The organism is Paracoccus nototheniae (assembly GCF_004335005.1).
Classification (GTDB): Bacteria; Pseudomonadota; Alphaproteobacteria; order Rhodobacterales; family Rhodobacteraceae; genus Paracoccus; species Paracoccus nototheniae.
In genome coordinates, this window is record NZ_RQRT01000003.1 from 17,162 (window position 1) to 31,543 (window position 14,382).

The 14,382-nt window shown below is 65.6% G+C and carries 14 protein-coding genes; 6 read left to right on the plus strand and 8 right to left on the minus strand.

Annotation, left to right across the window (positions count from 1 at the left end):
• Positions 1–23: 23 nt before the first annotated feature.
• Positions 24–782, minus strand: a complete 759-nt coding sequence (locus EG885_RS02065) for a bacteriorhodopsin-like (RefSeq protein ID WP_242679465.1) — start codon at positions 780–782, stop codon at positions 24–26.
• A gap of 1,168 nt (positions 783–1,950) precedes the next feature.
• On the opposite strand from EG885_RS02065, the gene EG885_RS02070 reads away from it, so the two are divergent.
• The 6 genes from EG885_RS02070 (at position 1,951) to EG885_RS02090 (ending at position 6,984) form a co-directional block, all read left to right on the plus strand.
• A complete protein-coding gene (locus tag EG885_RS02070) occupies positions 1,951–3,855 on the plus strand; it encodes a heavy metal translocating P-type ATPase (protein ID WP_242679466.1) in 1,905 nt (634 codons plus the stop codon).
• Positions 3,856–4,124: 269 nt separating this feature from the next.
• Complete coding sequence (locus EG885_RS02075; protein WP_131572818.1) at positions 4,125–5,123, plus strand: permease; 999 nt, start codon at positions 4,125–4,127, stop codon at positions 5,121–5,123.
• A gap of 11 nt (positions 5,124–5,134) precedes the next feature.
• The gene (locus EG885_RS02080) at positions 5,135–5,362 is read left to right on the plus strand and encodes a thioredoxin family protein (protein WP_131572819.1); all 228 of its coding nucleotides are present in this window, start codon (positions 5,135–5,137) and stop codon (positions 5,360–5,362) included.
• A 108-nt stretch (positions 5,363–5,470) separates the two neighbouring features.
• Positions 5,471–5,764, plus strand: coding sequence for an OsmC family peroxiredoxin (locus EG885_RS22595; RefSeq protein WP_165571004.1), 294 nt, complete (start codon positions 5,471–5,473; stop codon positions 5,762–5,764).
• A 3-nt stretch (positions 5,765–5,767) separates the two neighbouring features.
• Positions 5,768–6,661, plus strand: coding sequence for a cation diffusion facilitator family transporter (locus EG885_RS02085; RefSeq protein WP_131572820.1), 894 nt, complete (start codon positions 5,768–5,770; stop codon positions 6,659–6,661).
• A 53-nt stretch (positions 6,662–6,714) separates the two neighbouring features.
• On the plus strand, positions 6,715–6,984 hold the full coding sequence (locus EG885_RS02090; protein WP_131572821.1) for a P-loop NTPase family protein: 270 nt from the start codon (positions 6,715–6,717) through the stop codon (positions 6,982–6,984).
• Here EG885_RS02090 and EG885_RS02095 read toward each other — a convergent pair.
• The 7 genes from EG885_RS02095 to EG885_RS02125 form a co-directional block, all read right to left on the minus strand.
• Positions 6,977–8,017, minus strand: coding sequence for a zinc-dependent alcohol dehydrogenase (locus tag EG885_RS02095; protein ID WP_131572822.1), 1,041 nt, complete (start codon positions 8,015–8,017; stop codon positions 6,977–6,979). The genes EG885_RS02090 and EG885_RS02095 overlap by 8 nt on opposite strands.
• A 69-nt stretch (positions 8,018–8,086) precedes the next feature.
• Complete coding sequence (locus tag EG885_RS02100) at positions 8,087–9,469, minus strand: NAD-dependent succinate-semialdehyde dehydrogenase (protein WP_131572823.1); 1,383 nt, start codon at positions 9,467–9,469, stop codon at positions 8,087–8,089.
• 182 nt (positions 9,470–9,651) lie between these two features.
• On the minus strand, positions 9,652–9,966 hold the full coding sequence (locus EG885_RS02105) for a hypothetical protein (RefSeq protein WP_131572824.1): 315 nt from the start codon (positions 9,964–9,966) through the stop codon (positions 9,652–9,654).
• 63 nt (positions 9,967–10,029) lie between these two features.
• A complete protein-coding gene (locus EG885_RS02110; protein ID WP_131572825.1) occupies positions 10,030–10,212 on the minus strand; it encodes a hypothetical protein in 183 nt (60 codons plus the stop codon).
• 239 nt (positions 10,213–10,451) lie between these two features.
• Complete coding sequence (locus tag EG885_RS02115) at positions 10,452–12,236, minus strand: acetate/propionate family kinase (protein WP_131572826.1); 1,785 nt, start codon at positions 12,234–12,236, stop codon at positions 10,452–10,454.
• A gap of 264 nt (positions 12,237–12,500) precedes the next feature.
• A complete protein-coding gene (locus EG885_RS02120; protein WP_131572827.1) occupies positions 12,501–13,124 on the minus strand; it encodes an ABC-type transport auxiliary lipoprotein family protein in 624 nt (207 codons plus the stop codon).
• A gap of 8 nt (positions 13,125–13,132) precedes the next feature.
• Positions 13,133–14,380 carry an MlaD family protein gene (locus EG885_RS02125; protein ID WP_131572828.1) on the minus strand — a complete coding sequence of 416 codons (1,248 nt, stop codon included), beginning with the start codon at positions 14,378–14,380 and terminating at the stop codon, positions 13,133–13,135.
• Between the last annotated feature and the right edge of the window lie 2 nt (positions 14,381–14,382).

The window sequence follows — 14,382 nt, forward strand, 5'->3', positions numbered from 1 at the left end:
GACGATCATCCCGGGGGACCGGCTCATGCCTGAACGGGCGTGGTCTTGGTCATCTCGATCTCGGATTTGCGGATCGCGATGATGTAGATCAGGATGCCCAGACCCACCTTGGCCACAAGGTCGGCAACGGTATAGCCGATCTGGATGGTGGTGTTCGCGGTCGGCCCGTCCAGCCCGGCAAAGGGTGCCATGTAGACGATGGGATAAAAGCCCCAGGACGCAAAGGTCAGCAGGCGGGCCTGCTTCAGCAGCGAGCGCACCTGCGGCGGCTGCGTCTCGATCGCGCGGCTGAGACCGCTGAACAGCTCGTACACGATATAGGCGAAGGGGATCGTGGACAGGAACCCCCACAGCGCCCGGGTGCCGTTGCTGTCGGCGATCTCGCCCGGATAGCCCAGAATGACCATCAGCGCTGCGGCAACCCCCAGTCTTGTGGCCTTGCTGACCGTCTCGTCGCGCGACAGGCGCATGACCAGCACCAGCTCGATCAGCAGCAGCGGCACCGTCAGAAGCCAGTCGACATAGCGATAGGCATCGTTGAACGCGTATCCGGTGTTGGACACGACGCCGTTCTCGAACAGAAAGGCGGCTTCCCAGCTTTGGAAGATGCGGAAATAATGATAGGCGGCAATGGCCGTCACCAGTCCCGAAATGACCAACGCGGTTCGATAGGGGGGCGCAACCTCGGACCGGCCGAACCACAGAAAGATTGTGGCGGCCGCCATGGCCGCGAAGGTGAATGAGATCGAGTTGTAAACAAGCAGGTATTGGAAGGCGCTCATGGCCTCCGGGACAACTTCAGTGGCAACAGCTTCCATCACGTCTCTCCTCGATGTGCGGCATGACGAACGGAGATCAATGACGCCGCTCGATATGCCGGATCAGGGTGCTGCCGATCCGGGCATTTGAACAAATCTTTCGTTGTCGCAGGCAAGCTGCGTCGATCGGGCGCAGCGTGGTCGTGAACCGAACGCTTCCGATGCCAGTCCAGCGAAAGTCCCGGGGGCACAGGCATGACCGACAAAGCGCGCGAAACCGGATCGTTTAAAACGAAGCGCCAACGAATCATGCGCCAGTGAAGGCTCACGGATCTGTGACGATCTGTCCCGGATTCCGGTGACGCTGGCCTGCGACATCTTTTGGGGCACAACCCTGCGACATAGTGTCGGCCCTTGGCTCGCAGCCGCCGGGTTGGCCTGTTGAGCGGCCCTAGTCCGGCCTTCCCGTGGAATGAACGCCCTGATCGGAGCCGCGGCCTCTGGGATACCAGGACGCATGCCGCGCCTTGACCGGACGACGGACCTGACGTGGCAAGGCCTCGTCCGCCGGAGATCGACGGCGCCCAGACTGCGCGACGGTCAAACGGGCGAACGCATCCGCCCTTCTGAGCAGTCCGTCGATCATGCAGAGACTGATCGAGCCATGGAAACGCCATCGATTCTGTTGACCACGCCAACGGGCCACAGAAGCAAACCTCTGGCATGTCGATACGCAGGTGAAGTCGTCCGCCAATGGGCTGGAAGCAATGGCGCCTGCACCGGCTGACCCTGGCGCAGGATCTTACTGGTCTGGCGGAATTCCGGGCTCCCGCGTTCCAACGCCTTGATCCGATCCCGGTCCGCTGTCGTCATACCGTTGTCTTTTTCGGCCTGCTTGACGCATTCGCGCAAGATCTGCGGATTGCAGCCGATCTTGGATGTGATGGCCCCGGCTTGTGCCTTGCAGGAGACTCAATGCTCCGACACCATCCGCATGGCATGCGCGCGGACCTCAGCCGTGCAGCCTATTTGCCATTTGATTTTTCGGCATAACCGTCATCCTTACTGACGGTGACGGTCTTCGACAGACCCGGGGCGCGTAGCGATCCGGTGATCGCCCGCCGGACCGACAAGCCTCGATCAGTTTTCCAAAGACAGCCCCCACGCGCTGCGGCGACAGGATAGTTCTTCGATGAAAGCCATGCTTGCTGATCGCGCGAATCTGGCGCTTCTGACCGTGGCCCTGCTGGGCCTGCTGACCGGGCTGGGACTCATGGCCATGGGTTGGCCCGGTCCTGCCACGCTGGCCTTCAGCGCCGGGGTCATCCCGGTTCTGGCGGCGCTGGTGGTCGAGATCCTGCACAGCCTTGCGCGCCGCGAGGTCGGGCTGGACATCGTCGCGGCCCTGTCGATGTTCGCGGCGCTGATCTTTGGCGAGACGCTGGCCGCGGCAGTCGTGGCGCTGATGTATTCCGGCGGCACCTTTCTGGAGAGCTTTGCCGCCGGACGGGCGCGGCGCGAGATGACCGACCTGCTGTCCCGTGTCCCGCGAACCGCCACCCGTCATCAGGGCGACACCCTGACCGAGGTTGCGCTGGACGCGATCGTGCCCGGTGATCTGCTGCTGATCCGGCGGGGCGCCATCGCACCGGTGGACGGTACTGTCGCCAGTCCGGGCGCCTTGCTGGACCAATCGGCGCTGACAGGGGAATCCATGCCGGTGCGGCGGCAGCAGGGTCACGAGGTGATGAGCGGATCGACCAATGCCGGCGATGCCTTCGATCTGCGCGCCACCCACCGCGCCGCCGACAGCACCTATGCGGGGATCGTGCGTCTGGTGGAAAGCGCGCAGGCCTCCAAGGCGCCGATGGCGCGGCTGGCCGACCGGTATTCGTTGCTGTTTCTGGCGGTGACGGTCACGCTGGCGACCTTCGCATGGGGATTCACCGGCGATCCGATCCGCGCGGTGGCGGTTCTGGTTGTGGCCACGCCCTGTCCACTGATCCTCGCCGTGCCGGTGGCGCTGGTCGCAGGGCTGTCGCGGGCGGCGCATTACGGCGTGCTGATCAAGGGGGCGAAACCGCTGGAGGCGCTGGCCGGCATCCGCACGCTGATCCTGGACAAGACCGGCACCCTGACCGAAGGGCGCCCGCAGATCGTGGCGGTGCAGGTCGCGGGCGATCTGAGCCGCGATCAGATCATCCGCTATGCAGCGGCGCTTGATCAGGCCTCTGGCCATCCGATCGCGCAGGCGATCGTTGCGGCGGTCAGGGGCATCGCCCTGCCCATGCCCGGTGCCATCAAGGAGACCGACGGGGAAGGCGTCACCGGCCTTGTGGAGGGCCATCGGGTCGTCGTGGGGGGCACCGATTTCGTGATGGCCCAGCTGGGCCTGACAGGGGCCGATGTGCCCCTGCGCGACGAGGGCGCGGTGGTCGTGTCTGTGGGCGTGGACGGCCTTCTGGCGGGGCATCTGGTTCTGGCGGACGCCGTGCGCCCCGGCACGGTGGCGCTGCTGGCGGCGTTGCGCAAACGCGGCATCGGGCGCATCCTTCTGGCCACGGGCGACCGGCTGGCCGTCGCATTGGCGGTGACGGCGGGGCTTGGGCTGGACGGTCTCCACGCCGGGTTGACCCCGGACCAAAAAGTGCAGCTGGTCCTGTCCGAGCGCGCGTCCGGCGCCGTGATGATGGTCGGCGATGGGGTGAATGACGCGCCCGCGCTGGCCGCCGCCGATATCGGGGTCGCGATGGGCGCACGCGGGGCGGCGGCATCGGCCGAGGCGGCGGATGTCGTGCTGCTGGTCGACCGGCTGGACAACCTGCTGCCCGGCATCGAGATCGCGCAGCGTGCCCGCCGGATTGCCCTGCAAAGCGTCGTGGCCGGGATCGGCCTGTCGGTTCTGGGCATGGTCGCCGCCGCATTCGGATATCTGTCCCCGGTGCAGGGCGCCATCCTGCAAGAGCTGATCGACGTGGCGGTGATCCTGAATGCGTTGCGCGCCTTGCGGATCGTGCCTGATAAAACCGTCCCAAACACAGGGCTGCAGGGGATCGCTGCCCAATCCTCTGACCCTCAGGGACATCTGACAAGGTGACCGCCCGTGGCACTGCGGACAGGCATCGCCGCATCTGGGGGCCGGCAGGCTGCCAGCGGACGATGGCGCTGATCCGGAACGCGCCCTGCGCCGTTGCCCACCAAGACGGCGTCCTTCAAGAAAGCGGATTGCAAAGACTGATCTGGATCAAGGCACTGTCTTGACCACTCTTCTATCGTGATGCTTGGGCACATCTTCCGATCAGGGTGTGGTTTGTCGCGGTGCATGATGCGATGTCCTTTCCCATCGGCTGTCGCAGAGGCGCTGACATGACCATTCCGGGCTGGCTGAACGATCAAGTGCTGCGGATGCAGTGGCTGTCGGATCTGGTGACGGCGGTGGTGCGGGCCACAGGGCTGGACCCGGCCTCGCGGATCGGCGGGTCGGTGCACTTCTTCGTCTATGACGTGATCAAGATCTTTATCCTGCTCTCGGTGCTGATCTTCACGATTTCCTACGTGCAAAGCTATTTTCCGCCCGAACGGACGCGACGGATCCTGGGGGGGCGGTCCGGGATCGGGGCCAGCACCATGGCCGCGCTGCTGGGCACGATCACGCCCTTCTGCTCTTGCTCTTCGATCCCGCTGTTCATCGGGTTCACGGCGGCGGGCCTGCCTCTGGGCGTGACATTCGCGTTCCTGATCTCGTCGCCGCTGGTGGACATGGCCTCGGTGATCCTTCTGGCCTCGGTCTTCAACTGGCCGATCGCGCTGGCCTATGTGGGGGTCGGCCTGCTGGTGGCGATCCTGGGCGGCACGCTGATCGGCAGGCTTGGGATGGAGGATCAGGTCGCGGGTTTCGTCCGAGACGTCCCCGTCATCGACACCGACCAGATCCTGACCCGCCCCGAGCGCGTGGCCTATGCGCGCGAGCAGGTGACCGGGATCGTGCGCAAGGTCTGGCCCTATGTGCTGATCGGGGTGGGCATCGGCGCGGCCATCCACAACTGGGTCCCGGCGTCCACCATCGGCGCATTGCTGGGGCAGGACAAATGGTGGGCGGTGCCGGTGGCCACGCTGGTGGGCATCCCGATCTATGCCGACATCTTCGGCACCTTGCCGATCGCCGAGGCGCTGGTCGCCAAGGGCGTGGGCTTGGGCACCGTGCTGGCCTTCATGATGGCGGTCACCGCGCTGTCGCTGCCCTCGCTGATCATGCTCAAGCGCGTGGTCAGGGTGCCGCTGCTGGCAACATTCGTGGCCGTGGTGACCGTTGGCATCCTGACGATCGGCTTCACCTTCAATGCAATCACCCATCTGTTCATCTGAAAGGAACCGTCATGATCATCGAGATTCTGGGCACCGGCTGCAAGAAATGCGTCACTTTGGGCGAGAATGCCAAGGCGGCAGCAGAGGCTGCCGGCAAGACGGCCCAGATCGTGAAGGTCACCGACTTTGCCAAAATCGCCGCCTATGGTGTCATGTCCACGCCCGGTCTGGTCGTGGATGGCAAGGTTCTGTCAGCCGGCAAAGTGCTGAGCGCCGAGGAAATCAGTCGCCTGCTGTGACCCTCTGCCGGTGCGTGGCGCGGCGGATCGACAGCCGCGGCAGCCTTGCCGAGGCCAAGGGATGCGCAGGTCGTCCCGGACACCGGCCTTGGCGGCGGCCATGACGCCATGATCCCGGTCGAATTGCAGGAGGCGGCCCTTGGCGCCGCCCTGGACAGGGGGATTGCGCGGCTCACGCCGATGCTGCATTTTTGTCCGGACGCTGCGGACGTCCTGTTGACGACACCGCCTCAGGACGCGCCACCCAGAGTGAAAGTGATCCGATATCAGACCGTCGTGGACAGTCCCGAGACGGATCAGCGTCTGGATCCTCTGCATCGCGATGTGCTGAAAGTCGGAACCATCCCGACGACCCTGTCCTCGGCATTGCCGCTGGAGAGGATGCTGGCCCGAAAGGTCTGACCCATGCCGCACGATCATCATCACAGCCCGCCGCCCGATCTTGGCCCCGCCTTCCGATGGGCGGTTGGGCTGAACACAGCCTATGTCATCGTCGAGGCTGTGGCGGGATGGATGACCGGCTCTCTGGCCTTGCTGGCGGATGCAGCCCATAATCTGACGGATGTGGCAGGCTTGCTGGTTGCCTGGGGCGCGGCCATATTGGCCGGGCGCGCCGTCACGGCGCGGCACAGCTGGGGTCTGGGACGCGCGACCATTCTGGCGGCGCTGTTCAACGCTATCGCCATTCTGGTCGGTGTCGGGGCAGTGACATTAACGGCCGTGCACCGTTTGTCCGATCCGGTTGCGGTGCCGGGACTGACGGTGATGCTGGTTGCCTTGATCGGTATTGCGGTCAACACCGGCTCGGCCCTGCTGTTCCTGTCGGCCCGCAAGGGCGATCTGAATGCACGCGGGGCATTCCTGCATATGGCCGCGGATGCCGCCGTGTCGGGGGCGGTCGTGCTGGCGGCGGCAGGTATCCTGCTGACAGGATGGGATTGGCTGGACCCGGCGGTGGCCATTGCCGTCAGCCTGTTGATTGCCGTGACGGCGGCCGGGCTGCTGCGCGAGGCGCTGCATCTCAGTCTGGACGGGGTGCCGTTCCAGATCGACCAGCCCTCGGTCGCATCCTGGCTGCTGGAACAGCCGGGCGTGGAAAGCCTGCACGATCTGCGGATCTGGCCGCTGTCGACGACCCGGACAGCGCTGGCGGTGCATCTGGTATGGGATGGCCCGGATCCGGACGCCTTCCTTGACCATGTCACAGACGCACTGGCCGATCATCATGCCATCTCGGATGTCACGCTGCAGCTGGAACGCCGCCCCTGTCATCGCGCCGGATCGCCGCAGATTGCCTAGGCTTCCTCTGCAGCGGCTGCGACGATGCGCCATGCGTGAACCGCCAAGGCTGCTTGGCAATTCTGCGCATCACGCTGGCCATGGCCCGGGCGCTGATGAACCGCCCCGACCTGTTGCTGACGCCTGGGTCCACCAGCAATCCGGACCCTGTCCCGGCGGCGCAGGTCACAGGGCTGATCGTCCAGGTCAATGGTGCCGAGGGCATGACGTTCCTGTTCTTGACCCATGATGACAAGATTGCATCCCTGTTCCGCCGCCGGATCGTTGTCGGCGGCGGGCTGGTCACGGGCCGAGGCGCTTCAACGGGGGGTGGCGTTACCTAGCGTCGCCTTCGAAATCCAATACGACCCGCGCGGCGACCTTGCCATGCTCCAGCCGGTCGAACACCTCATTGATGGCGCTGAGCGGTTGCAACTCGACATTGGCTTTGACCTTGCCATCGGCCGCGAAAGCCAGCGCTTCGGCCATGTCCTGCCTTGTGCCCACGAACGATCCGCGGATGGTGATGCAATTGGCCACCACATCGAACAGCGGCACGGGAAACTCGCCCGCAGGCAGGCCCACCAGCGCACAGGTGCCGCGTTTGCGGGTCATTGCGATACCCTGATGAAACGCGGTCAGCGACGGCGCGGTGATCAACACACCATGCGCGCCGCCGTCGGTGCCGTTGCGCACCGCCTCGATGGCGTCTTCGGATTTGGCATTCACGACCAGATCGGCGCCAAGCGCCGTGGCATGGGTCAGCTTTTCGTCGTCGATATCGACGGCGCAGACCTGAAACCCCATCGCCTTGGCGTATTGGATGGCCAGATGCCCCAGCCCGCCGGCGCCCGAGACAAGCACCCAGTCCCCGGGTTTGGCATCGGTGACCTTCAGCCCCTTGTAGGTGGTGACGCCCGCACAGATCAGCGGGGCGGCCTGCTGCGGCGACAGGCCCGGCGGAACATGCGCGACATAGTTCGGATCGGCCAGAATATATTCGGCGAAACCGCCATTCTTCGTATAACCGCCGAACTCGGCCTCGCCGCAGACGGTTTCCCATGCCGACAGGCAATGCTCGCAATGGCCGCAGGCAGAATAGAGCCATGGCACACCGACCCTGTCGCCCTCTTTCACCCGGGTCACGCCCGCGCCAAGGGCCACGACGCGGCCGATCCCCTCGTGACCGGGGATGAAGGGCGGGACCGGCTTGACCGGCCAGTCGCCCCGCGCGGCGTGCAGGTCGGTATGGCAGACCCCGCAGGCCTCTGTCTTGACAAGGATCTGGCCGGGGCCGGGGGTCGGGATGGCCATCTGTCGGAATTCCAGCGGCTTGCCAAAACCGGTTACCAAGGCTGCGTGCATCTGTGTGGTCATCTGGGTGGCTTTCCTGAATAAGGGGGCGCGTCGGTCCGGTCCGGCTGCGGCGCGAGGGTCCGGGTGGCTTCAGGCCGGGGCGCAGGCCTTGACCAAGCGCACCAGCTTCTTGTTGACGAATTGCTGGATGCCCATGTCGCCCAGCTCTCGGCCATAGCCTGAATTCTTGATCCCGCCGAACGGCAGTTCGGCATCCGACCAGCTGATATTGTTGATGAACATCATGCCGGTCTCGACAGCGCTGGCCACGCGCCTGCCTGCGGCCGGATCGCTGGTGAAGACGGACCCGCCCAGACCGAAATCGCTGTCATTGGCCAAGGCGATCGCAGCGTCTTCGTCCGCGACCCGGAACACCATGGCGACAGGGCCAAAGAACTCGTCCCGGAAGGCCGGGTTGTCGGGGGCGACATCGGTCAGGATCGTCGGCTGCATATAGCTGCCCGCCCGGTTCAGGCGCTGACCGCCCATGACCAGCGTGGCGCCATGTCTGACGGCGACATCCACCTGTTCCAGCAACCCGACCAGCGCCTCTTCGCTGGACAAGGGCCCAAGCGTCGTCGCGGGGTCCAGCGGATCGCCCACGACAAGCGCGCCCAGGGCGCCCCTGAACCCGGCCATGAACCGGTCGGCCACGCTGTCGATGATGATGAAACGCTTGGCCGCACAACAGGTCTGGCCGGTGTTGAACATCCGGCCCCAGACTGCCCATGTCTGCGCATGGTCCATATCCGCATCGGCCAGAACGATGAACGCATCCGCGCCGCCCAGCTCCATGGACGAGGGCTTCAGCGCCCGACCGGCCGCGGCGGCAATGCTGCGCCCGGCAGGCACGCTGCCGGTCAGGGCGACGCCCTTGATCCGGGGATCGGCGATGACCGCATCGGACTGGCCGTGGCTGATCATCAGGTTGGTATAAAGACCCGCAGGCGCGCCCGCATCGGTCATGACCTTTTCAAAAGCCATGGCGCATTGCGGCACGCAGGCGGAGTGCTTGATCACCAGCGCATTGCCCGCCATCAGATGCGGTCCGGCGACGCGGGCCAGTTGATAATAGGGGAAATTCCACGGCTCGACCCCGAAGATGACGCCAATCGGGCGGCTTTCCATATGACCTTCGCCCTCTTCGGGATGCAGCGGAACATCCGCCAGAAAGCGTTCGGCATTGCGGGCATAATAGGTCATGATCCGGGCGGAAAACGCCACCTCGGCCCGCGCCTCGGCGATGCGTTTGCCCATCTCCATCGTCATGATCCGGGCCAGATCCTCGGTCCGCTCGACCAGCAGCGCCGCCGCCCGGTCGATGATCACCGCGCGGTCTGCGAATGAGCTGTGCTTCCAACGGGAAAAGCAGCCGTCCGCCGTGGCGAGCCGTTCCTCCAGCTGGGCATCGGTCAGCGGGGCAAAGCGCGCCAGCAAAATTCCCGTGGCCGGATTGACGCTTTGATAGGTCATTGAGGTCTCCTTGCCGCAAAATGCCGACGATCCCGTCACTTCGTGTCGAAGGGTTCGGACGTCGACCGGACATGCACCGGGCCTGAGGTGCAGCGGGCTGGGATCAGCATGGACCCCGCCAAAGGGCCTAATACTGATCCAGATCTGTGTTGCGCGAAATATTCGCCGACTGGCTGCCTTGATCACGTCAGCATGACGACCACCTCATGTCCGGCTCCATCCAGCGGAACCAAGGCGCAGGCCGAAGACGCGCGGGATGTCCTGTCGTCGCCCCGCTGAACCGAGACCGCGTTATCCGTGGCCTCGACACTCAGCCGGGCGGTAAAGCCGGGCCAGCTGTCTGGCAGACGGGGCGTGATCACCAGATAGCCGCCCCCGCGGCGCAGGCCCGGAATGCCCTCGACCGCCGCACGCGACTTCCAAGCGGCAGAGCCGGTATGCCAGCTCCAGCCGCCCCTGGTTTCATGGGGGGCACGGAATAGACGCCGCCATGACATAGAGCTTGAACCGGTGCCGGGCGGCGGCAGGGGTCAGGGGTCAGGACAGGGGGGTTGATCGGGCTAAGAAACCGCGCCGCTGGCCAGCTCGACCGCCATTCCCGCCAGTGCGATGGTGGGCTGCGGACAGCCACGGGCAAGATCATCGACCGCGCTGCGATAGAGGTCGCGGCTGGCGAAATCCGTAACCGCATGGCCGGGATGCTGACGCAGACGCGCCTCGACAAGGCTGACATCCTCGAACATATTATTCTAGTCGGTGGCCGCCAAACCGCGAAAAACGATGATGATAATGCGCCGCGTCACAGTCAAGGCGCGCCATCGGCCCTGCGCATGGCGCACGACGCTATCGATGGTCGCGCCCCGAGCCTCCAGCCCATCCTGCATCCATGCGCCGATCAGCGCATCGGTATATGCCGCAGGTGGCGCTGAACACGCAATGCGGGAACGGCCGCCTTCCAGGAAAGACCCGACGCCACTGCACGTCAGGGCAGGGGCGTTGCGTGAACGTTCGCCGCCAGCGTCCCGTCCGCACGACGATCGATGCCCGCGGCGTTGGCCTCGTCCGTGTCGAGATGCATTTCGGTCAATGCGCCGGGGGCGACACGGATCAATGTGCCGCCAAACGTCAGGCCACGCCCATCGTCGCTCTTGACGGCGATCGCCACCATGTCACCATCGACAAGCCCCATCACCGCAGCATCGGTCGGATTGGTGTGAACATGGCGCGCAGCGATGATCAGACCGGTGCTGTCTTCATGGCCGTGCGGTCCGATCAGGCGCACCGGGGGCGTGTTGTCCAATTGGCCGCTGTTCCTGACGGGCGCGTCGATTCCAAGCGCAAAGCTGTCCGTACGCGAGACTTCGATCTGAGTGCGCGGACGCAGAGGGCCCAGAATGGCGACGTGATGCAGGCATCCTTTGGGCCCCTGCAGCGTGACACGCTCCTCGGCGACCCAGTTGCCGGGCTGACGCAGCGGCGCGCCCTCGGTCAATCGATAGCCTGGGCCGAACAAAGCCTCGACACTCTGCTGCGAAAGGTGGACATGGCGGCCGGACACCGAGATCGGGATCGCAAGCGCTGTGACGGTCCGGCGTCCAAGCAGGGCTTCGACGTCGCGGGCGATCATCAACTGTTCGGCGGTCTCGGTGACCATGACCGCGACGCGGCTGTTCTGGGCGTGAATGCGCGGCGCAGCGCGGTCCGAAAGGTCCGGAGACCGGTTCAGATCTTCGTCCAGCATCAGGCCCATGAACTGCAACCCGTCGCAGATGCGTCTGCGCATCGACGCCGAGTTTTCACCGATCCCACCGGTGAAGACGATGGCATCGACGCCGCCCATCGCGGCGGCATAGGCGCCGAGATACTTGCGCGCCCGGTATGCATAAAGCGTGATCGCCAGTTGCGCCTCGGTATTTCCGTCGGCGGCCTGCGCCTCGACATCGCGCATGTCTGCGCTGCCGGCCAGTGCCTTCAGCCCGCTTTCACCGTAAAGCGCGGCTTCGATAGCCGGGATGTCCAGTCCCAGTTCGCGATGCAGGAACCCAAAGGCGCCCGGGTCGATGTCACCCGACCGCGTGCCCATCACCAGCCCCTCGAGCGGAGTCATTCCCATCGAACTGTCGATGCTGGCCCCGTATTGCACCGCGCAGGCGCTGGCACCGTTGCCCAGATGCATGCTGATGATCCGCAACTCGACCAGGGGCCGTCCAAGCGCCTCGGCCGCGCGCTGTGCGACATATCGGTGCGAGGTGCCGTGAAACCCGAAGCGGCGCAACCCTACCGCCCGCCACGCAGATGGGACAGCATAGGTCGTGGCTCGGGCCGGATTGCTCAGATGAAAGCTGGTGTCGAAGACCGCGACCTGTGGCAGGTCCGGCCAGAGATCGCGCGCCAGCTGAAGCGCCCGGATCATCGCTGGATTGTGCAGCGGTGCTAGGGGCGTCAGCGCCTCGATCCGGGCCAGGACCGCATCATCGATCAGCGCCGGGCCGGTGAACTCAGTTCCGCCATGGGCCAGGCGGTGCCCCACAGCCTGAAGACCCGCCACTGCTTTTTCGGCCAGCAAGCCGGGGACCGCGGCAATCGCGGTGCCGATATCTGAATGCGTTGCCCGCACCCGCTCCGGTGCCGCATTTCCAACAGCGAGGCTTTGGTCGCAGCCATCGTTGCCAAACCTGTCGAAACTGCCCTTGAGGATCTGCAGGTCCCCATCGAACACACCGAATTTCAGGCTTGAACTGCCTGCATTGAAGACAAGAATACGCATGGTTCGGCTCCAGCCAGTGTCAGGGCGCAGTATAGCCGCCATCGATCAGATGAGAGCTGCCGGTGATGAAACTGGCCCCCGCCTGCGCACAGCAAGGCAGGGGTCTGCCAGCGCACCCGGTAAAAGACCCGGCAAGGGTGACATCGATCACCCTGTGCCGGTCATCGGCAGGATACCGGCCGATGGGCAGGCCGGGGGGGGGCAGGCCGGGGCCAGCGCGTCGCCTATCCCGGGTGGGGGCTCGACGCCTTTCTTGACGATGCGTCACTGGCAGCTTGCCGGGTTCACCCCGGAAGCCGTCAGCGCCCAGTCCGTCATCTGACCCACCACCTGCCGGGCGCCTGCGTCAAAGGCCGGGATCAGGTCGGCGCTGCGGGTGCTGGCCGCCGGGACCGTAGCGCTGAAGCGGCTGCGCGACACGACATCGGCCTCCATCTCGCTGACCATCTGCGCATCGACCGACAGGCGGACGACCACGCCTTCGGGGGTCAGTTCGGCGTTGAAATCGCCGATCTCGCTGATCAGGGCGTAATCGCCCGACAGGCCCAGAGGCGCGCGGCCGACATGGGCATAGCTGCCCGTCGCGCCAAGGCTTTCGACCAGCAGGCGCTGGACCATCGCGGGCACGGTTTCACCCCATTGCGCATCGGGCAGGTATTGCGTCTGCAAGGCCGAGGGGCGGATCATGATCCGGTCGCTGTCCAGCGTGCCGCGGGTCTTCGGCGGCTCGATCACCAGTTCGGCGATGCGGGCCTGCCCGCAGCTGCGGGCGGGGGGCGGGCGCAGTTCGAACAGGTCGCGTTCGGGTTCGCCCTGCAGGGCAGACAGGGCGCCGCAGCCGGGCAGGGTGCCAAGGGCAGCGATCATCAGGGCGGCGGGCAGGCGCATGGGAAACCTCATCGGCGAAACTCGGGGGTGTTGGGACCGGACAGCAGCTGGCCCGGATTGCGGCGCAGGGTGGATACAAGCTGGTTCATATTCTCGACCAGCGCGCGCAGATCCTGCGACAGGCGGGAGATCTGCGGCAGCGTCTGGCCCGCGAAGGATTGTACCGGGCCCTGCGCGCCCTGCATCACCCCGTTGAGCGAGGTGAAGGCGCTGGCTGCGGCATCGGCCGCCTGACGCAGGCTGGCACTGATCTGCGGCAGATCGTCGGGCAGGCTGGCCAGCGCGGTGTTCAGCGCGGCCAGCGTGCTGCGCAAATCGCCCGCCACCGGGGCGATGTCGCGGCTGATGACCGTGTCCGCCGCATCAAAGGCCCGGGTTCCCGAGGCCAGCGCCGTATCCAGCCCGTCAAGGCTGGCCTCGCCCCGTTCGGTCAGGGTGGTCAGCCCGGCGGCGCTGCGTTCCAGTTGCTGCGTCAGCGTCGTCAGATCGCCCGCGACATAGGTATCGACCCGGTCCAGCGTGGCGGTGGCAGCTGTCAGCGTCGTGTCGGCCTGTTCGGCGGCACTGGCAAAGCGATCCAGCGTCACGCCCGCGCTTTGGCTCAGCCCCTCCATCTGTTCGCCAAAGGCGGCGATCCCGGTGGCCGCGACCCGGATCGCGTCGGTGGCTGCGGCCACATCGTCCAGTGCCTGATCCAGATGCCCGCTGGAGCGTTCGACATTGTCCAGAATCGAGGCCACCCGCCCCTGATTGTCAGGCCCCAGGATCTGCGCCAGCTGTTCGGCCACAAGGCCAAGGCGTTCGATGATCTGCGGCCCCTCGTCCGTCAGCGTCTGCAGGGCCGAACGGCTGGAGGCGATGACCGGCACGTCACTGCCATCGGCATCGCGCAGCAGCGGCGCGCGTTCGGACCCCGCGCTGATCGCGACCAGCGCCACGCCGGTCACGCCCTGCACCTCCAGCGCGGCGCTGCTGTCGGCGCGGATGGGGGTGTCCTCGGTCACCTCCAGCCGCACGCGAACGGGCAGCGGATTGCCCGGCGCCAAAGCCATGTCGATGACGCGCCCCACCGGCAGGCCCGCAAAGCGCACCTCGGACGAGGGGCCAAGGCCCGAAACCTCGGGGAAATAGACGTCGTAATAGGCGAACTGCCGGTCCAGCTCCAACCGGGCGAACCACAGGACAAAGCCGAGGATTCCCAGAAACCCGGCAATGGTGAAGGCGCCGATCAGCATGTAATTGGCTTTGGTTTCCATGC